This window comes from Pseudomonas sp. CDFA 610, assembly GCF_021147865.1.
Lineage (GTDB): Bacteria > Pseudomonadota > Gammaproteobacteria > Pseudomonadales > Pseudomonadaceae > Aquipseudomonas > Aquipseudomonas alliivorans.
Genome location: NZ_JAGTPM010000013.1, coordinates 66748 through 85797 on the forward strand (window position 1 = coordinate 66748; position 19050 = coordinate 85797).

A 19050-nucleotide genomic window follows, 5' to 3' on the forward strand; every position below is an offset into this window, starting at 1 on the left:
GTCTCGGCGAGAGGGCTGTTATAAGCGCGCGGCGTGATACAGGCTCACATCCCGAAACTCGTGCGGCTCGGCCAGATCGGGCAGGGTCAGCGCGTGCAGCATTCCAAGGCGTTGGTAAGCCGGATGCTGAAAGTCCCGAACCCTGGAATCGGCCACCAGTGCCTCACGGCCCCGGCTCAGGAAGTGATCAAGCAGTGGCAGGTTGGCGCGGTCATAGAGTACGTCGGCGACCAGAATCAGGTCGAAGCGATCGGCCTCGGCGAAGAAGTCCGTCGAGTAGTTCAATTGCACGTCGTTGAGTTCAGCGTTGGCTCTGCACGCAGCAATCGCCAGCGGGTCAAGATCGCAGGCCACCACTTCCAGTGCGCCTGCCTTGGCGGCGGCAATGCCCGCGACGCCTGAGCCCGCACCGAAGTCCAGTACGCGCTTGCCCTCTACCCGGTGCGGTTGCTCAGCCAGAAAGCGCGCCAGCGCCAGACCGCTCGCCCAGCAGAAGCTCCAGTAGGGCGGCTCTTCCAGGATGCGTCGAGTCTCTTCCGGGCTGAACGCGCGGTCCATGTTGTCGGCGTCGATCAGCCACAGCTTCAGCGTGGTCTGCGGCAGCGCCGTCACGACCAGTCGGGCATCGCCGAGCAATTCGTACAGCGCCTGCTGAAGGTGTAGCGGGGCGGTCATGGTGCCTTGACGAACTGCAACTGCCCCAGCGCCTGGGTGGTGGCCTGCTGAATACGCATCGACGGCAGATGCAGAATCAACTGCCCCGACTGGCTGGCGCGGCCGCGCAATTCGACACGACCCTCCACTGGAAAGGCTTCCGGGTTGAAGCGCAACTGGAACGGCAGTGACTGACCGTTGCCTTGAAGCTTGGTACTGGTCAGCAGTTTTTGCGGGCGATTACGTTCATCGACCACCAGCATCGCCAGCTCGACTTCGGCACCAGCCGGTACGCCCAGCAATTGACCGCTCAATTCGCGCTGATAAGGCTGCAGCGGACCTGGGCCGGTGGGAAGCTTGATCGCTGGCGCAACAGGCTTGGCCGGGACGGATTCGGGTGCGTCGTTGCTGCTGCAGGCGACCAGCAAGCCGAACAGTCCGAGCAGAAAAAGGGGGCGTAGCGTCATCAAAAGCTCCACAAGACAAAAACAAAAGGCTGTACGACGCCGGATACACATGCAGTATTACCGAGCTCGGGCAATTTCACATCACGATATTGCGCGTCTATATACCGTAAACCCCAAGCCTTGTCTTGCCAGCGGGATGCGCTACCATGGCGCTCCTCATTCTTTTGTTGCCTGCCACCATGCACTGTCCCTTCTGCGGTGCCAATGACACCAAAGTCATCGACTCCCGCCTAGTCGCCGAAGGCGAACAAGTCCGCCGCCGTCGCGAATGTCTGGCCTGCGGCGAACGCTTCACCACGTTCGAGACCGCCGAGCTGGTCCTGCCGCGTCTGATCAAGACCGACGGCAGCCGTCAGCCCTTCGATGAAGAGAAACTGCGTGCCGGCATGCAGCGTGCCCTCGAGAAACGCCCTGTCAGCGTCGAACGCCTCGAAGCGGCGCTGGCGCACATCAAGCACAAGCTGCGGGCCACGGGGGAGCGCGAAGTCAAATCCCTCGTTGTCGGCGAATTGGTCATGACCGAGTTGCAGAAGCTCGACGAAGTGGCCTACATCCGGTTCGCCTCGGTCTACCGGCGCTTTCAGGACCTCAACGAATTCCGTGAAGAAATTGACCGCCTGGCCCGCGAGCCTGGCAAGGAATGAGTGCATTGCTGACTGAACAGGCTGCTCTGGACGTTCATTACATGGCCCGAGCGCTGGAACTGGCGCGCAAGGGGCTGTATTCCACGCACCCCAACCCTCGGGTCGGTTGCGTGATCGTGCGGGAAGGGCAGATCGTCGGCGAGGGCTGGCATGCCCTTGCTGGCGAGCCTCATGCCGAGGTCCACGCGCTGCGTCAGGCTGGCGAACAGGCCAGAGGCGCAACCGCCTACGTTACCCTTGAACCTTGCAGCCATCATGGGCGTACGCCGCCCTGCGCTGATGCGCTGGTCAATGCCGGGATCACCCGGGTCGTGGCTTCCATGCAGGACCCCAACCCGGAAGTCGCCGGTCGTGGCCTGCTGCGATTGATGACCGCAGGCATTGCTGTTCAGTGCGGCGTGCTCGAAGCCGAGGCGCAAGCCTTGAACAAGGGCTTTATCAAACGCATGGAAACCGGCCAGCCTTATGTGCGAGTCAAACTGGCGATGAGTCTGGACGGCAGGACGGCCATGGCCAGCGGTGAAAGCCAGTGGATTACCGGTCCCGAGGCGCGCTCGGCGGTCCAGCGTCTGCGGGCGCAATCGAGTGTGGTGCTGACCGGTGCCGATACCGTGCTGGCCGACAAGGCTCGCCTGACCGTGCGCCCGGACGAACTGGGGTTGAATGCCGAATTGAGTGCGCTGGCTGCGGCTCGTGCGCCGTTACGGGTGTTGATCGACGGCCGCCTGCGCGTGCCGCTCGACGCGCCATTCTTTCAGGCCGGTAGCGCCCTGGTCGCAACCTGCGCCGCCGCGTCGGCCCGGGGCCGTTATCACGATGAAGGCCATGAAATTGTTGCCATGGCTGACAGCGCCGGTCATGTGGACCTGCGCAAATTGCTCACCGAGCTGGGGGCTCGTGGCGTCAACGAAGTGCTGGTCGAAGCCGGCCCGCGACTGGCGGGTGCGTTCACGCGTCTTGGGCTGGTCGACGAATTCCAGATTTTCATCGCTGGCAAGTTTCTCGGCTCATCGGCCCGCCCCCTGCTCGACCTGCCGCTGGCGCAAATGAGCGAAGCACTGGAACTGAACATTGTAGAAATGCGCGCCGTCGGCAATGACTGGCGAGTCATTGCTCTCCCTGTTCCTGTACCCGGCGTATAATTCCCGACTTTCGCCAAACGCGAAGCCCTTGTTCTCCAGGAGGACTCATGTTTACCGGCATCATCGCTTCCATCGGCAGCATCCGCGCACTGACCCCCAAAGGCGGCGATGTCCGCGTTTATGTGGAAACCGGCAAGCTCGACCTGAGCGACGTCCAGCTGGGCGACAGCATCGCGGTCAACGGCGTGTGCCTGACTGCCGTCGAACTGCCCGGCGACGGTTTCTGGGCCGACGTCAGTCGTGAAACCCTCACCGTCACCGCCTTCGTTGACCTCAAGGCCGGCAGCCGCGTGAACCTCGAAAAGGCCCTGACGCCGACGTCGCGTCTGGGCGGCCATCTGGTCAGCGGCCACGTCGACGGTGTGGGCGAGATCGTCTCGCGTGAAGATAACGCCCGCGCTATTCAGTTCCGCGTGCGTGCGCCGCGTGAGCTGGCCAAGTACATCGCCCATAAGGGTTCGATCACGGTCGATGGCACCAGCCTGACCGTCAACTCGGTCAACGGTGCCGAGTTCGAATTGACCATCGTGCCGCATACGCTGAGCGAGACCATCATGTCCGACTACCGTCCAGGCCGTAAGGTCAATCTGGAGGTCGACCTTCTGGCGCGCTATCTGGAGCGTCTGCTGCTGGGCGACAAGGCCGCAGAGCCGGGTCACGGCACCATCACCGAAAGTTTTCTGGCCGAGAACGGCTACCTCAAATCCTGAATTGATTGAAGGGGGTGCCGCGTGGCGCTCAACAGTATCGAAGAACTGGTAGAAGACATTCGCCAGGGCAAGATGGTCATCCTGATGGATGACGAAGACCGCGAGAACGAAGGCGACCTGATCATGGCCGCCGAATGCGTCAAACCCGAGCACATCAACTTCATGGCCCGTTTCGCGCGTGGCCTGATTTGCATGCCGATGACCCGCGAGCGCTGCGAGACCCTGAAGCTGCCGCTGATGGCGCCGCGCAACGGTTCCGGTTTCGGCACCAAGTTCACGGTCTCCATCGAAGCAGCCGAAGGCGTGACCACCGGCATCTCGGCAGCAGACCGGGCGCGCACCGTGCAGGCTGCTGCTGCGAAGGATGCCAAGGCCGATGACATTGTCAGCCCCGGTCATATCTTCCCGCTGATGGCTCAGGCAGGCGGCACACTGGCCCGCGCCGGTCATACCGAAGCCGCCTGCGACCTTGCACGCATGGCCGGTTTCGAACCGAGCGGCCTGATCTGCGAAGTGATGAACGACGACGGCACCATGTCGCGTCGTGCGGAACTTGAGGCATTTGCACTCGAGCACGACATCAAGATCGGCACCATAGCCGACCTGATCCACTATCGGATGATCCACGAACGTACCGTTCAGCGGATTGCCGAACAGCCAATGGACAGCGAACTGGGGCATTTCAACCTGGTGACTTACCGCGATTCGGTCGAGGGCGACGTCCACCTGGCACTCACCCTGGGCAAGATCTGCGCTGAAGAACCGACCCTGGTGCGTGTGCACAACATGGACCCGCTGCGCGATCTGCTGATGGTCAAGCAGCCAGGCCGCTGGAGCCTGAGAGCCGCCATGAGCGCGGTCTCCAAGGCTGGCAGCGGTGTGGTTCTGCTGCTGGGCCATCCGCTGGATGGCGACGTGGTTCTGGCCCATATCCGCGAAACGGCCGGGCAACAACCGATCAAGACGCCGACCACTTACAGCACCGTCGGTGCAGGTTCGCAGATCCTTCGTGACCTCGGCGTGCGCAAAATGCGCCTGATGAGTTCGCCAATGAAGTTCAATGCGATATCCGGTTTCGATCTGGAAGTTGTAGAATACGTGCCCTCCGAATAAATACCGGCAGGTCGATGCGCGCGAAAGCCTGTTTTTCGTGTCCATCGGCCTGACAGTTGTGATTCGTGGCCTAAAATCCTCCAAAGTCCGCCTCCAGGCGGGCTTGCTCTTTAATACGAGACTCACCGAATGACCTTGAAGACCATCGAAGGTACCTTCATCGCCCCCCAAGGCCGCTATGCCTTGGTGGTTGGCCGTTTCAACAGCTTCGTCGTGGAAAGCCTGGTGAGCGGTGCCGTTGATGCGCTGGTACGCCATGGCGTGAGCGAAAGCGACATCACCATCATCCGTGCGCCGGGTGCTTTCGAGATTCCATTGGTTGTGCAGAAAGTTGCGCAACGCAGCGAGTTTGCTGCCATTGTCGCGCTGGGCGCGGTCATTCGTGGCGGCACCCCGCACTTCGAATACGTTGCCGGTGAGTGCGTCAAAGGCCTGTCTCAGGTTTCCATGGAGTTCGGTGTTCCGGTTGCCTTCGGCGTGCTGACGGTCGATTCGATCGAGCAGGCTATCGAGCGTTCCGGCACCAAGGCGGGCAACAAGGGCGCTGAAGCCGCCTTGTCCGCCATCGAAATGGTCAGTCTGCTGTCGCAGCTGGAGGCCAAGTGATTTCCGACGATACCGACCAGTTCAACCCGCGCGATGCCAAGTCGCCCGAGGCCGCCAAAGGCAAGAGCGCCAAGCGTCGCGAAGCGCGTCAGATGGCGACCCAGGCCCTGTACCAATGGCACATGGCAGGTCATTCGTTGAATGAAATCGAGGCACAGTTCCGTGTCGACAACGATTTCAGCAACGTCGACGGCGCTTACTTCCGTGAGTTGCTGCACGGCGTGGCCACCAACAAGACCGAGATTGACACCGCCCTGTCGCCTTGCCTGGACCTGACCATCGAAGAACTCGATCCGGTCGAACTTGCGGTTCTGCGCCTGTCCACCTTCGAACTGCTCAAGCGCATCGACGTGCCTTACCGCGTCGTGATCAACGAAGGCATCGAGCTGGCAAAAGTCTACGGCTCCACTGACGGCCACAAGTTCGTCAACGGTGTGCTGGACAAGCTGGCGCCGCGCCTGCGTGAAGTCGAAGTGAAGGCACACAAGCGCTAATAAGCGCCTGACCTTCATGGGAGAGTTCGAGCTGATCCGTCATTACTTCGCCGCTGCGCCTTGTGCGCAGGCGAGCGAAGAAGTGGTGCTGGGCATTGGCGACGACTGCGCCCTGCTGGCGTTGCCGCCCGGTGAGCAGATGGCGATCTCCACCGACACTCTGGTTGCCGGGGTGCATTTCCCCGAAGTCTGCGACCCCTTTCTGCTCGGCCAGCGTGCACTGGCAGTGTCTGCCAGTGATCTGGCGGCCATGGGCGCACGTCCCGTCGGCTTCACCCTGGCCCTGACCTTGCCGGACGTCGATATCGACTGGCTCGAAGCGTTCGCTTTCGGGTTGAGCCGGATGGCGCAGCAGTGTTCGTTGAGTCTGATCGGCGGCGACACGACCCGTGGACCGTTGAGCCTGACGTTGACCGTGTTTGGCGGTGTAACTGCGGGGCTTGCGCTGACCCGCAGCGGTGCACAGGAAGGCGACCTGCTGTGTGTGGGTGGCGCGCTGGGTGACGCCGCCGGAGCCTTGCCGCTGGTGTTGGGTGAGTGCAGCGCCGAGCCGTCTGTTGCAGAGCCTTTGCTGGCGCGCTATTGGTCGCCTCAGCCGCAACTGGCGCTCGGTCAGGCGTTGCGTGGCAAGGCGACGTCCGCGTTGGATATCTCCGACGGTCTGCTCGCCGACTGTGGACACATCGCCCGCGCATCGGACGTCGGACTGTTGATTGAGCGAGACAGGTTGCCAATGTCCGCCGAACTGCTCGCGCTTTTCGATACGCAAGTCGCTCGGCAGAAGGCCCTCAGCGGCGGTGATGATTACGTGCTGGCGTTCACCTTGCCGCCGGGCTGCCTGGCTGCTTTGCTTGATGCCGGCTGGCCGGTGCATGTCATCGGTCGAGTCGTGGCAGGGCAGGGCGTCGCGCTGATAGATGGCGATGGACAGGACGTCACGCCGTCGATACGTGGCTACCAGCATTTTCGGAGCGGGCCGTGAATGTACGGTTCGTTCGGGATTCTTTCGGGGTCTATTGATCGAACTTTACGATCTGAATGCCCGAGAATTCAGCCTAAGCGTCTGCAGGAACCTGCTGTTACAATGCAAATCTTGCGAATTTCCAGTCTTCATACTGATTAGGAGCACACGGTGCCCGTCGTATTTGTCGCCGCTTCCAAACTGCCCACACCTTTTGCAGAATTTGCCATGCACGGCTTCATCGAGTCGGCAACCGGGCGTGAACACGTTGTCCTGAGTCTGGGGGACGTGGCAGATGGCGCCCCCGTTCTGGGTCGTGTTCATTCCGAATGCCTGACCGGCGACGCCCTGTTCAGTCAGCGTTGCGATTGTGGTTCCCAGCTTGAGGCGGCCTTGCGCGCCATTGCCACTGAAGGCCGTGGTGTGCTGTTGTACCTGCGTCAGGAAGGTCGTGGTATCGGCCTGATGAACAAGATCCGTGCCTACGAATTGCAGGACGGCGGCGCCGACACCGTTGAAGCCAACGAGCGTCTGGGTTTTGCAGCTGATCAGCGTGATTACGCGATCTGCCTGCCGATGCTTCAGCATCTGGGTGTGGAGTCGCTGCGTCTGATGACCAACAATCCGCGCAAGGTCAAAGCCCTGACCGAGATGGGTATCAAGGTCGCCGAGCGCGTGCCGCTGCACACCGGCCAGAATCCTCACAACAAGCTTTACCTGGCCACCAAGGCCGGCAAGCTGGGCCACATGATGGGCAACGAGCACCAGAGCGAGGTTGGGCCCGTTTGACGCGTAGTCAGGTTCGCCAGCGACTGGCGATGGCATGGTGGCGCCAGCTCGGTCTCACCCTTGCGCCGTTGCTGGTCGTCTGTCTGTTTTTCGGCAGTAACGAACCGATGATGACCGTACTGGCCATGCCTCTGTTCATTGCAGGTGTCGGCTCGATGTTCGTCAGCCTCAAGCCTTTCGGGGCTTACAAGCGGGCTTTGGTCACCACCCAGACTGCACTCGACACCCCTCAGGAACCTGCCGCCTGGCTGCACCTTGCCGCTGTTCGGCGTCTGGCCTTCCTCTACGCCGGGCTCCCCGCCTGGACAGCCGCCATCGCTGTGCTCTTCGGTCTGCATCCCTTGCCTGTCTGTCTGCTGGCGTTTTCGAGCGTGGTATTGCTGTACCTGTACCGGATTCCGCGGCAGTTGGGCTGATTGCAGTGGGGAGATCGTGCCCACACTTCGCGTGGGCATGCTTCCCGTTAACGCGGAGTGTCCTGGGCGGCATTAAACACAAAAAAGCGCTCAATGAGCGCTTTGAATGTTTTCGCGTCTATCAGCCAATCAGCGTCAGCCGCTGGTTGATCGCCGCTTCGATGCCTTGCGCGTCGAGCCCGCACTCGGCCAGCATCTGCGCAGGCTTGGCATGTTCGACGTAAACGTCCGGCAAACCAATGTGCAGCACGGACTTGAGGATGTTTTCCCGCGCCAGGAACTCACTGACCGCCGCGCCCGCGCCGCCCATGATGGCGTTTTCTTCGAGTGTGACCAACAGCTCGTGATTGGCTGCCGCTTCGCGCACCAGAGCCTCGTCCAGGGGTTTGACGAAGCGCATGTCGATGACCGTTGCATCCAGCTTCTGCGCCACGATCAAGGCTTCAGCCAGTTGCACGCCGAACACCAGGATCGCGACGCCCTGGCCCTGACGACGCACGATGCCCTTGCCGATCTCGACAGGCTCGAGATCCTTTTCAATCGTGGCGTTCGGACCTGTTCCACGCGGGTAGCGCACAGCGGCGGGGCCATTGTGCAGGTAGCCGGTGTTGAGCATCTTGCGCAGCTCGTTCTCATCGCTCGGCGTCATTACTACCATGCCGGGGATGCAGCGCAGGTAAGACAGATCGAAACTACCCGCATGCGTCGGGCCGTCTTCACCCACCAGACCGGCACGGTCGATGGCGAACAGCACATCAAGGTTCTGCACCGCTACGTCGTGCACCAGCTGGTCATAACCGCGTTGCAGGAATGTGGAGTAGATCGCAACCACAGGCTTGCTGCCTTCACAGGCCATACCTGCGGCCAGCGTCACAGCGTGCTGCTCGGCAATCGCGACGTCGAAATAACGCTCGGGGTAACGCTCGCTGAAATCGACGAGGTCCGAGCCTTCCTTCATGGCCGGAGTAATACCCACCAGCCGTGAATCGGCTTCAGCCATGTCGCACAGCCATTGTCCGAACACCCCTGAATACTTCGGGCCGCTGACCTTTTTCGGGATCGCGACAGGCGCATTGAGCGGTTCAAGCTTGGTGATCGCGTGGTAGCCGATCGGGTCGACTTCAGCCGGGCCGAAACCTTTGCCTTTTTTGGTGACCACATGCAGGAACTGCGGACCCTTGAGGTCACGCATGTTGCGTAGTGTGGCGATCAGGGTCGGCAGGTCGTGGCCGTCGATAGGACCGATGTAGTTCCAGCCCAGCTCTTCGAACAGCGTGCCGGGAACCAGCATGCCCTTGGCGTATTCCTCGGTGCGACGGGCGATTTCCCAGGCACCAGGCAGGCGCGAAAGCACCTTTTTGCTGCCTTCACGCATGCTGGCGTACGTACGGCTGGAAAGAATCTTGGCCAGGTAATTCGACAACCCGCCCACGTTGCGCGAAATCGACATGTCGTTGTCGTTGAGGATGACCAGCATGTTCGCGGCCACTTCCGGGGCGTGGTTCAACGCCTCGAATGCCATGCCGGCCGTCAGCGCGCCATCACCGATCACGGCGATGGATTTGCGGTCGCTGCCCTGCAGGCGCGAGGCAATCGCCATGCCCAGCGCCGCGCTGATCGAGGTGCTGGAATGACCGACGCCGAACGTGTCGTACTCGCTCTCGCTGCGACGCGGGAATGCCGCCACACCGTCTTTCTGGCGTAGCGTGGACATACGCGCGCGACGCCCCGTCAGAATCTTGTGCGGGTAGGCTTGATGGCCCACATCCCACACCAGACGGTCATCCGGCGTGTCGAATACGTAATGCAGCGCAATGGTCAGCTCGATGACGCCGAGACCGGCACCAAAATGCCCTCCGGTCTGGCCAACGGTGTAGAGCAGTTCCAGGCGCAGCTCATCGGCCAGGGTTTCCAGCTCGGCTTCACCCAGAAGGCGCAGGCCATCCGGTGTATTGGCTCGGTCGAGCAACGGCGTAACCGGGCGCTCGCGGGGAATCTCTTTGAACGTCGTGGGCATCAGGCGAATCGTTATAAGTAAAAGAGGCGGCAGTTTACCTTATGCATCGCAAGCTGCCCATGAAGTGCATCAGTGGCGTCCGGCTGACCGGACCTGATGACTGTGACCGGATGAAGCGCTGTTGATTCACCCGATTTCGATGGTCGGTAATGCTGATCAGTGACGGCGTTCAACGATGTAGCGGGCCAGTTCGCGCAGAGGTTCTGCTGCGTTACTGAACAAGTCTAGTGCAGTCAGTGCCTGATTGCGCAGCTCCAGGGCGTAGTCCTTGGCGGCGTCAAGCCCCAGCAGGGCCGGGTAGGTCGGCTTGTCACGGGCAATGTCGGCACCCTGGCGTTTGCCGAGGGTGGCGGTGTCACTTTCCACGTCGAGAATGTCGTCCTGCACTTGAAAAGCCAGGCCTACGGCTCGGGCATATACCTGAAGCGCATCCAGTTGTGTCTGGTCGGCACGGCCACTGGCAAGTGCGCCAAGCCGGACACTGGCTTCTATCAGTGCGCCGGTCTTGTGGCGGTGCATGTATTCCAGTGCAGCCTGATCCAGCTTCAGACCCACAGAACCCAGATCGATCGCCTGACCACCCACCATGCCAGCCGGACCGGCAGCCGTCGCCAGGGTGCTGGCCATCTGCAGACGCGTCTCTGCATCACGCGAGGTCAGGTGCGGCGCCAGCAGCGCGGTAAAGGCCAGGCTTTGCAAACCATCGCCCGCCAGAATCGCACAGGCTTCGTCGAACGCTTTGTGGGTCGTGGGCTGGCCGCGACGCAGATCGTCATCGTCCATTGCGGGCAGGTCATCGTGGACCAGCGAATAGGCATGGATCAGTTCGACCGCGCAGGCCGCGCCATTGGCATCTTCCGCGACACCACCCAGTGCCTCACATGCGGCATAGGCCAGCAACGGGCGCACGCGTTTGCCGCCATTCATCACGCTGTAGCGCATGGCGTCGTAGAGGCGGGTCAATTCAGGGGTTGGGGCTTGGAACAGACCTTCAAGCGCCGCGTTGACGCGGGCCTGACTTTGCGCTTGATAGTTCGCAATCATTCAGGCAGTTCCGCATCGTCGAAAGGCTCTTCGGCCAGTTCACCGTCGCGCTCCAGCAGCACCTGAACCTTCTGCTCGGCAGCGGTCAGAGCGCTCTGACAGTCGCGCGTCAGGCGCACGCCCTGTTCGAAGGCGGTGAGAGAGTCTTCCAGTGACAACTCGCCATTCTCCAGTCGCTCTACCAGCGTTTGCAGATCAGCGAGGGACTGTTCGAAATCCAGTGCAGCTTTCTTGCGGGCCATGAGGGCATTTCCGGTAGAGATTAAACCGGGCGACACTAGCAGAGCGACGCCCGTGGGGCAAATGACGGTGACCTGTTCGGTGACCGAATGACAGCGCCGTTGCACCATCAGGCGAGTCGCTGGGGGTCAGGCTGCCGCGAAACCGGACCGCAGGTCTGCGATCAGGTCGTCCGGGCTTTCCAGGCCGATCTGCAGGCGCAGCATCGGGCCGTTTCCGCGATCAGGGCCATGCTGTTCAATCTCCGTGACAAGGCTTTCGAAGCCGCCCCACGAATAACCGATCCCGAACAGCTTCAGAGCGCCGACGAAGCGGTCGAGCACCTGACGATCAGCCGTCTTGAATTCGAAACTGAGCAAACCGTTGCAGCCATGAAAATCCCGCTTCCAGATGGCATGGCCCGGATCATCCGGCAGTGCCGGATAAAGCACACGCGCCACCTGCGGTTGCTCCAGCAGCCATTGTGCAACCTGCAGGGCATGACGCTCATGCATCGCCATACGCGCCGCCAGACTGCGAGCGCCGCGCAGCACCAGATACGCATCGTCCGGGCTGACCGTGTTGCCAACTGCGGTATTCATGGTCTTGAGGGTTTTCCAATGGGCTTGGGTGACGCTGACACTGCCCATCATCACGTCCGAGTGCCCGGCGACGTACTTGGTCAGGGCCATCAGCGAAATGTCCGCACCCAGTTCCAGCGGCTTGAACAACACGCCCGAGCCCCACGAGTTGTCCACAGCCAGCAGCAGATTTTTCGCTTTGCACAGTCGCGAGAGCGCAGGCAGGTCACACATGTCGAAGGTCAGCGAACCCGGCACTTCGGCGTAGACCATACGCGTATTGGGTTTGATCAGGGGTTCGATGTCGCTGCCATTTGCAGCGTAATAATCGAATTCGATGTCGAACGCCGTCAGCATGGTGTTCGCCAGACGCCGTACCGGTCCGTAGACCGACTCGGTCATCAGCACATGATCGCCCGGACGCAAAAACGATTGAAACATCTGTGCCACCGCCGCCAGCCCGGTGGGGTACAGGCAGGTGCCATGGGCGCTCTCAAGCTCGCTGATCAGATCCTGCAAGGCGAACGCCGTCGGGTTGCCATTGGCACCGTAGGTCAGGGAGCGTTCAGGGCCGGCCGTCCGCACTTCAGCCTCACGCAGGCTGGCGAGGCTGTCGAACAGGACCGTGCTGATTCGCACGACCGGCGGGTTGACCGACAACCCCGGTCCGCTCCCGGCACTGCGGCCGCGTTGCGACAGGGCGGTGTGGGCGCGAGGGTCTTTGTCGTGCGGCATGCGGAACTCCGGGTGTCAGATGGCGGATCAACAGCGCATAAGGTTAAGCGATGTTGGCCATCGTGTCGGCACTGATGTCATGCCGTCTCAAGCATCGCATCAGCGCCGCGTGACGCCTTATTTGTCCAGATCGGATGCCTGATGACGCTCCGGAACCTGCTCCGATTCCTCGCCCCAGGTGCGGTTGACCTTCTTGCCGCGTATCACGGCAGGCCGCGCCGCGATTTCTTCGGTCCAGCGAATCAGGTTCGGGTATTCGTGCACCGACAGGAATTCAGCCGCTGAATACACCTTGTTCTGCACCAGCGCGCCATACCAGGGCCAGACGGCGATGTCGGCGATGGTGTAAGTGTCGCCTGCCAGATAGCGGCTTTCTCCGAGGCGACGGTTCAGCACGTCCAGCTGACGCTTGGTTTCCATCGCGAAACGGTTGATCGGGTACTCCAGCTTCTCAGGCGCGTAAGCGTAGAAATGCCCGAAACCGCCGCCCAGATAAGGCGCTGCACCCATCTGCCAGAACAGCCAGTTAAGCGTCTCGGTCCGCCCGGCAGGATCGGCAGGCAGGAAGCTGGAAAACTTCTCCGCGAGGTACAGCAGAATCGACCCGGACTCGAACACACGCACTGGCGTGTCGTGACTGCGATCCAGCAGCGCAGGGATCTTCGAATTCGGATTGACCCCGACAAACCCGTTCGAGAACTGATCACCCTCGGATATCTTGATCAGCCATGCATCGTATTCCGCGCCGCTGTGACCCAGCTCCAGCAGTTCTTCCAGCATGACCGTGACCTTGACGCCGTTCGGCGTGGCCAGCGAATAAAGCTGCAACGGATGCTTGCCGACCGGCAGTTCCTTGTCGTGCGTAGGGCCGGCGGTGGGACGATTGATGCTGGCAAAGGTGCCGCCTGACGCGGCTTCGTGCTGCCAGACCTTGGGCGGTGTGTAGGGAGTGTCAGTCATGCAGTAGGCCTCATTGAAGGGTGTGAGGAAGTCATCGTTGATGCTGAAGGTATGAGTTGAAAATGGTATTAGGCGTTCGATTCCAGACATCTCTGTCTGCAAGGGCGTGCTGTTGTGCAGCAGATTGCTGCACAACTCGCGGATGACGTAATTTATTTTATTTATTCGCGGTCTCGCGTACAGGCTGTTGCCGTTTTTATGACGTCAAATAAGTGGTGCCACTGTGATGGCGTTTCTGTATCCTCGCCGCGCTCTTCTGCGCGCCACCCGCTATTACAGTCAGGTCCCACTACGCACGGAAGCTTGTCCAATACGCTGTTAAAGGAATGATCTGTGATCCCAGTACTCCGCAAAACACTGCTTGCCCTCTCGGTGGCTGCTTACGCGATGCCCGCATTCGCCGAAACCGTCCAGCTGACCAATGCCGGCTTCAAAAGCCAGGGCCAGACTCACACGGGCAACCTCGACATGACCGGAAGTTACAGCGGAAGCGGTTTACAGAATATCGTCGGTCTCAACGGCTCGAAAGTCGACAAGGACCTGATCCTCACCACCGCGATCACGAGCAGCGGCGAAGGGGTAAAGGGTGTCAGCGTAGAAGGCGGAAAGATCGTCGGCAGCCTGTTCAACCGTGGCCAGATCGAGGTGTCCGGCAAGGGCGCAACCGGCATTGACCTGACCACCAGCAACTCAGGTGCGTTTGCAGAACTTGGCTATTTCAGCAACCAGGGCACCATCGTCGCTACAGGCGAGAACGCTGAAGGTGTGCGGATCGACGGCGCCAGCTTCACCGGCCACACGACACACCTGACCAACGACGGGACTATACGCGGGCAGGGTACCGCCATTGCAATCGGTAATACTCGCTTCAACTTGCCAAACGCCCAGCCGTGGTTTATCGAACGAGGCGACTTCAATATCTTCAACAACGGCTCGATCATTTCTGCCGATAAGGCCATCGATGCGTCGGCAAGTAACCGTCCGGTCGAGCTGATCCTGCGCAAGGGCAGCGTCGTCGTCGGCAACCTGATAGACCTGAGTAACATTGAACTGGAAGGTGACACGTCCTTCACAGCGACCAATACCAGCACCGACGGCTACAACATCCGTCTGAAAAAGGATGGTTTCATCCTCGTAGGCGACACGGGCAGCCCGGCGACGACCTTTACTCTGGAAGCTCCGCACACCAGCATCAATGGCAGCCTTAACGTCGCGGGCAACGCTGCGCTGGCCCTGAATCTCAGCAGTGCCACCAACGTGAATACTGCCGTGCTGAGAGTCACCGACGTCGCTCAGTTCGAGCCAGGTGCCCAGATCAGACTGGCCGCCAAGGGAGAGGATTTCAACGCCACGGGCACCACCTACAAACTGCTCGAAGCAGGCCGAATTGATCTGCTTGCCAACGATGGCACGAAGGTCGATCCGAACGGCAAGCTCGATGTCGTCAGCACATCGGCGCTGCTCAACGTTGACAGTTACACCGTTAGCGGCACTCAAGTGGTGGCTGTGGTGACGGCCAAAGGCAGGGAACAGGTTGCCCAGATCGTCACAGACAATGGTGGTTCGACCAACAGCCAGAAAACACTGGTCAAGCTCGTCGATGACAGCATTATTGGCAAAATGAACGATAGCGATCCGTTCAAACAAGCCCTGTTGAACGCTGATGAAGCTCAAGTGGCGAAGCTGGCTTCGCAACTGACACCGGAAATCAACGGCGGCGCAACCCGTGCCGCGACCACCAGTCAGAGTCTGATCAGCGGCGTCACCGGTAGCCGTACCAGCTCGATACGCGGTGCGTCTTCGGGTGAGGGCTTCAAGGAAGCGGGCGTATGGGTCCAGTCTCTCTACAGCGACGCCACTCAAGGCCAGCGCGATGGTGTGGCGGGCTACAACGCTTATAGCCACGGTGTTGCGGTTGGTGCAGACGGCAAGCTGAACGAAAACCTGACTTTGGGTCTGGCGTACAGCTTCATCAATACCGACGTGAATGGCAAAAGCGGCAACAAGACCGAAGTCGATAGCCATGCGTTCACCCTGTACAGCGGTTTCGAGCTGGGTAACTACTTCGTCGATGCGAGCCTGACCTATGGCCTCAACGACAACCAGGGCAAGCGCAGCATCGTCGGTACTCGTGCCAAATCGGACTATGACAGCGACCTGTTGGGGCTGAATCTGGTGGGCGGCTACACCTACCATGTCACCCCGCAAACACTGATCGAGCCACGACTGGCCGCGCGTTACAGCCAGGTGAACATCGACGGCTATCGCGAGAAAAACTCGTCGGCTGCGTTGAAGGTCGAAGATCAACGCTACGAGGCTATCGAACTGGGCGCGGGTGTGCGCGTAGCGGGCAGCTTCGTTCTCGGCGCCGGCACGCTGGAGCCGCAAGCCAGGCTGATGGCGTATCACGATTTCGCCGCCGACGAGGCCAAGAGCACATCGACCTTCCTGCTGGGCAGTACGCCGTTCGTGACCAGCGGTGCCAAGGCGGTACGTGACAGCTACGAGGCAGGCATAGGTGCGGACTACAAACTGGGCGCGATCACCTTAGGCTTGAATTACGACTACATCGGCAAGTCGGATTTCGATGCCGACGTGTTCTCGGCAAAAGTGCGTTACGACTTCTGATGATCCACCTGCGCCCCAGCCCTCACCGCTGGGGCGTTTGCCTTCAGACGTTGATGGCGCTGCTGGTCAGCGCCCTCATCGCAGGCTGCCAATCGCCACGTCAGGCGCTGCAACAGCTGGCTGATCAGAGCGGTCGACAACTGCAAATCCTGCCCGGCCAGCCGTTTGCGCTGGCTGCGCTGCTACCGACGGGTGTCCAGCCTGCGAGGCGTCTGCGCGTTTACCTCGAAGGTGACGGTCACGCCTGGGCCAGCGCGACCCAACCCAGCCTCGACCCCAGCCCCCGAAAATTACTGGTGCCGCGCCTCGCAATCGACGACCCGACACCCAACGCCTACCTCGCACGACCCTGCCAGTTCGCCACCTCGCCTGACTGCAAGACAGCGCTCTGGACAGATCGACGTTTCTCGCAGGAAATCGTTACCAGCCTCAGTCACGCACTCGACCTTCTGAAACAGCGTTACGGCAATCAGTCGTTCGAACTGGTCGGTTACTCCGGTGGGGGCGCTCTGGCGCTGTTGCTGGCTGCTCAGCGCGATGACGTGACCCAAGTCCAGACGCTCGCAGGCAACCTAAGCCCACGGTTATGGGCACACACTCACAATCTGACACCTCTTGCAGGCTCGCTTGATCCTCTGGATTACCAGCGTCGGTTGGCCGGCATCCCTCAGCGGCATTTTTCAGGGACGCTGGATCATGTCGTTCCGACGGCGCTGGCGCAAACGTATCGCGAGCGGTTGCGCAGTGGCGTGTGTAATCGATTGGTCGTGGTTGAGGGCGTGAGTCATGAGGCCGGGTGGGACAACGTCTGGAGGCTCTGGAGAGACCGGGATCTTGAACGGGCGGGTGAGTGTGCGGATTAGTGGCTGACGTATCGGGCTACTTTCAGATGCGGACGGACGTGCGGTTACCGACAGGCTTCAGTCATAGCGGTCAGGGCTGTCAGCGTGATCTGCTGTCCAACGGATCAGAAACGGCTAAAGCCCCGGATTGCAGCCTTAAACGCTGGGTAGCGCTGACCCGTTACCTGGACGACGTAGCTGTGCCTATCGACAACGACCATGTCGAAAACCAGATCAGCCCGTGGGCACTTGGGCGCTCCAACGGGTTGTTTGCTGGGTCGCTGCGCAGCGGCACACAAGCAGCGGCGATCATGAGCTTGATCCAGTCTGCGTGCATGAATGGGCATGATCCGTATGCATCCTTGAAGGATGTGCTGTCCTGGCTACCTACACAAAAATCGAGCAAGATTAGTGAATTGCTGCCAAATAATGGATGCGATCCGACGATCTGTTGAGCACCCTAAATTAAGAAAGCCAAGAAATAAGGAACGAGCATGACTCCAAGTGACATAACTAGAGTTCGCGGTGCTTATCAAGGTAGAAATCGGTCCAGTGCTTACAGAGATTTAGTCTGGACGGTAGCCACCGCCACGGACACCTCGCAAAATATTGCTGACCAGACTCGTCAGGCGCTCGAGGTCATTGAAGGGAATCTTAAGGAGCGGGGTCAGACAAGCAAAGTATTGTCAGTGCGCAGGTTTACATCGCAAGAATGGCAGATAAGCCCGTGATGGACGAAGTATGGTGTGATTGGATCGGTGCCAACCCGCAAAACTGGCCTCAGCGTGCTTGCCTGGGGGTAGCTTTGGAGGGGCGTGTTCTGATTGAAATCACAGTAACTGCCATACGAAAGCAGTCAGGTAGTCCTGCCCCCGCCGCCGCGCACTAGCTCATGATCACACCGCTGAGCGTCCGACTACGTGTAACCCCGAGACGCTTACGGGCTAGAGTCTTTGATGATGGAGTTTCTTGCAGGCCATCCGGCTTTCAGCAGGCGTTAAAAAGCCGGCTTGTGGCCGGCTTCTCGTGGGCAATCTTGGTCTATTTTTGGTAAACCGCAATCGCCTGCAAAAGGTGCATTCGCAAGGAATGCTGATAAGAGAGCAGGGCAGATGTGTCATCTGCCCTGCTGTGGCATCGCTGCGGGGCGGCGATGCTTTGGATGGCGGACAGCATACTGATGTTTGCCGCCGATGCCCAGTCTTGATGTGTCATGACGCCAATGTCAGAACAGCAGCATCGCGTTGCGTCGGCTGTTGAGGGTGGACCACCAGAAGATCCAGCCCAGGATGCGGATGCGTTCATCTTCGATGTCTTCGGCGCTGAAAATTTCGTCAGGGTACTCGGCATCGTTGTGGCTGCGCAGGCGCAGGCCGCCGTTAGGCAGGCGGTAGAGGTAGCGCACGCGCAGAATGCCGCCGTGTTCGAGGGCATAGATTTCGCCGTCTATCACTTGCGTAAGTTCGCGGTCCACGCCCAGGATCGAGCCGTCCTGAATCTTGTCAGCCATGCTGTTGCCGACCATGGCGACGCACAGGCAGTTCTTGGGATCGATGCCCATGGTTTGCAGAACCTGCAAAGGCAGGCGGATTTTTTGTCCGGGGGCTTCGGCCAGGACGGTTTTGCTGACGCCATGGGTGGATTCGATTTCCTTGAATATCTGAATTTCCACGTCTCCACGCAGCATGTTTCTTCCTTGATCCTGATGGACGATCAGTCGAGTGTCGCCGCCATTGTTTTCATTGGCGGAGTCGGTCGGGTGTTTGGGGCCTTCGCCGGTGCGCAGCCAGCGGGCGTTAACGGTTAATAGTTCAGCCACCTCGTCAATGCGCGCCATCGGGACGCCGCGCTTGAACCAGTTATTGACATGTTGCGGCGTGATCTTGCGGTTGGCAGCAAAATCAGTCGCAGTGAGGTGGCACTCTTTGAGAAGAATGCGGAGTCGATCGCCTGATGTATTCATGGGGCCGAGTTTACTGGCGCGATCAGGGCGTTTAAATGAACGAGGTGTTGATGTCGGCGTTGTCG

At 60.2% G+C, this 19050-nt stretch carries 19 protein-coding genes and 2 pseudogenes; 13 read left to right on the forward strand and 8 right to left on the reverse strand.

Annotated elements, in window-relative coordinates; translation table 11 throughout:
- Window positions 1–18 precede the first annotated feature (18 nt).
- Window positions 19–675, reverse strand: coding sequence for a class I SAM-dependent methyltransferase (locus KDX39_RS22935; protein ID WP_231661895.1), 657 nt, complete (start codon window positions 673–675; stop codon window positions 19–21).
- Entirely contained in the window at window positions 672–1121 is a 450-nt protein-coding gene (locus tag KDX39_RS22940; RefSeq protein WP_231661896.1) for a YbaY family lipoprotein, read from the reverse strand. Before KDX39_RS22940 ends, KDX39_RS22935 begins: the two co-directional genes overlap by 4 nt.
- Window positions 1122–1300: 179 nt before the next feature.
- On the opposite strand from KDX39_RS22940, the gene nrdR reads away from it, so the two are divergent.
- The 9 genes from nrdR to KDX39_RS22985 all read left to right on the forward strand — a co-directional run bounded on the left by nrdR (window position 1301) and on the right by KDX39_RS22985 (window position 7996).
- Window positions 1301–1765, forward strand: a complete 465-nt coding sequence (nrdR, locus tag KDX39_RS22945; protein ID WP_073172839.1) for a transcriptional regulator NrdR — start codon at window positions 1301–1303, stop codon at window positions 1763–1765.
- Window positions 1762–2907 (forward strand): bifunctional diaminohydroxyphosphoribosylaminopyrimidine deaminase/5-amino-6-(5-phosphoribosylamino)uracil reductase RibD, encoded by a 1146-nt coding sequence (gene ribD, locus KDX39_RS22950; protein WP_231661897.1) that lies wholly within the window; start codon window positions 1762–1764, stop codon window positions 2905–2907. Before nrdR ends, ribD begins: the two co-directional genes overlap by 4 nt.
- A gap of 47 nt (window positions 2908–2954) precedes the next feature.
- Window positions 2955–3617: a riboflavin synthase gene (locus KDX39_RS22955; protein WP_025995568.1), complete on the forward strand. Its 663-nt coding sequence runs from the start codon at window positions 2955–2957 to the stop codon at window positions 3615–3617.
- A 21-nt stretch (window positions 3618–3638) separates the two neighbouring features.
- Window positions 3639–4730 carry a bifunctional 3,4-dihydroxy-2-butanone-4-phosphate synthase/GTP cyclohydrolase II gene (ribBA, locus tag KDX39_RS22960; RefSeq protein WP_025995567.1) on the forward strand — a complete coding sequence of 364 codons (1092 nt, stop codon included), beginning with the start codon at window positions 3639–3641 and terminating at the stop codon, window positions 4728–4730.
- A 129-nt stretch (window positions 4731–4859) separates the two neighbouring features.
- Complete coding sequence (gene ribH, locus KDX39_RS22965; protein ID WP_002555427.1) at window positions 4860–5336, forward strand: 6,7-dimethyl-8-ribityllumazine synthase; 477 nt, start codon at window positions 4860–4862, stop codon at window positions 5334–5336.
- Window positions 5333–5830, forward strand: a complete 498-nt coding sequence (gene nusB, locus KDX39_RS22970) for a transcription antitermination factor NusB (protein WP_004883745.1) — start codon at window positions 5333–5335, stop codon at window positions 5828–5830. The genes ribH and nusB overlap by 4 nt, the downstream gene beginning before the upstream one ends.
- A 16-nt stretch (window positions 5831–5846) precedes the next feature.
- The gene (thiL, locus tag KDX39_RS22975) at window positions 5847–6812 is read left to right on the forward strand and encodes a thiamine-phosphate kinase (protein ID WP_231661898.1); all 966 of its coding nucleotides are present in this window, start codon (window positions 5847–5849) and stop codon (window positions 6810–6812) included.
- 150 nt (window positions 6813–6962) lie between these two features.
- Window positions 6963–7580, forward strand: a complete 618-nt coding sequence (ribA, locus tag KDX39_RS22980) for a GTP cyclohydrolase II (RefSeq protein ID WP_231661899.1) — start codon at window positions 6963–6965, stop codon at window positions 7578–7580.
- Window positions 7577–7996, forward strand: a complete 420-nt coding sequence (locus KDX39_RS22985; RefSeq protein WP_099227123.1) for an MFS transporter — start codon at window positions 7577–7579, stop codon at window positions 7994–7996. Before ribA ends, KDX39_RS22985 begins: the two co-directional genes overlap by 4 nt.
- Window positions 7997–8117: 121 nt before the next feature.
- Here KDX39_RS22985 and dxs read toward each other — a convergent pair whose 3' ends face one another.
- The 5 genes from dxs to yghU all read right to left on the reverse strand — a co-directional run bounded on the left by dxs (window position 8118) and on the right by yghU (window position 13552).
- Window positions 8118–10013 carry a 1-deoxy-D-xylulose-5-phosphate synthase gene (dxs, locus tag KDX39_RS22990; protein WP_231661900.1) on the reverse strand — a complete coding sequence of 632 codons (1896 nt, stop codon included), beginning with the start codon at window positions 10011–10013 and terminating at the stop codon, window positions 8118–8120.
- 156 nt (window positions 10014–10169) lie between these two features.
- Complete coding sequence (locus KDX39_RS22995; RefSeq protein WP_231661901.1) at window positions 10170–11057, reverse strand: polyprenyl synthetase family protein; 888 nt, start codon at window positions 11055–11057, stop codon at window positions 10170–10172.
- Window positions 11054–11299: an exodeoxyribonuclease VII small subunit gene (locus KDX39_RS23000; protein ID WP_004883751.1), complete on the reverse strand. Its 246-nt coding sequence runs from the start codon at window positions 11297–11299 to the stop codon at window positions 11054–11056. Before KDX39_RS23000 ends, KDX39_RS22995 begins: the two co-directional genes overlap by 4 nt.
- A gap of 126 nt (window positions 11300–11425) precedes the next feature.
- Window positions 11426–12592 (reverse strand): cystathionine beta-lyase, encoded by a 1167-nt coding sequence (metC, locus tag KDX39_RS23005; RefSeq protein WP_231661902.1) that lies wholly within the window; start codon window positions 12590–12592, stop codon window positions 11426–11428.
- Between the two features lie 117 nt (window positions 12593–12709).
- Window positions 12710–13552 carry a glutathione-dependent disulfide-bond oxidoreductase gene (gene yghU / locus KDX39_RS23010; RefSeq protein WP_231661903.1) on the reverse strand — a complete coding sequence of 281 codons (843 nt, stop codon included), beginning with the start codon at window positions 13550–13552 and terminating at the stop codon, window positions 12710–12712.
- A gap of 387 nt (window positions 13553–13939) precedes the next feature.
- Between yghU and KDX39_RS23015 the strand changes: the two genes are divergently transcribed.
- The 4 genes and pseudogenes from KDX39_RS23015 to KDX39_RS26695 all read left to right on the forward strand — a co-directional run.
- Window positions 13940–16180 (forward strand): autotransporter family protein, encoded by a 2241-nt coding sequence (locus KDX39_RS23015; RefSeq protein WP_231661986.1) that lies wholly within the window; start codon window positions 13940–13942, stop codon window positions 16178–16180.
- On the forward strand, window positions 16180–17043 hold the full coding sequence (locus KDX39_RS23020; RefSeq protein WP_231661904.1) for an alpha/beta hydrolase: 864 nt from the start codon (window positions 16180–16182) through the stop codon (window positions 17041–17043). The genes KDX39_RS23015 and KDX39_RS23020 overlap by 1 nt, the downstream gene beginning before the upstream one ends.
- A gap of 77 nt (window positions 17044–17120) precedes the next feature.
- Window positions 17121–17477: pseudogene (locus KDX39_RS23025) on the forward strand (IS66 family transposase); the annotation flags it as partial.
- A 218-nt stretch (window positions 17478–17695) separates the two neighbouring features.
- Window positions 17696–17911, forward strand: a pseudogene (locus KDX39_RS26695) (Rid family hydrolase); the annotation flags it as partial.
- A 336-nt stretch (window positions 17912–18247) separates the two neighbouring features.
- Here the strand turns inward: KDX39_RS26695 and KDX39_RS23030 are convergent.
- A complete protein-coding gene (locus tag KDX39_RS23030; protein ID WP_099227117.1) occupies window positions 18248–18985 on the reverse strand; it encodes a LexA family transcriptional regulator in 738 nt (245 codons plus the stop codon).
- Between the last annotated feature and the right edge of the window lie 65 nt (window positions 18986–19050).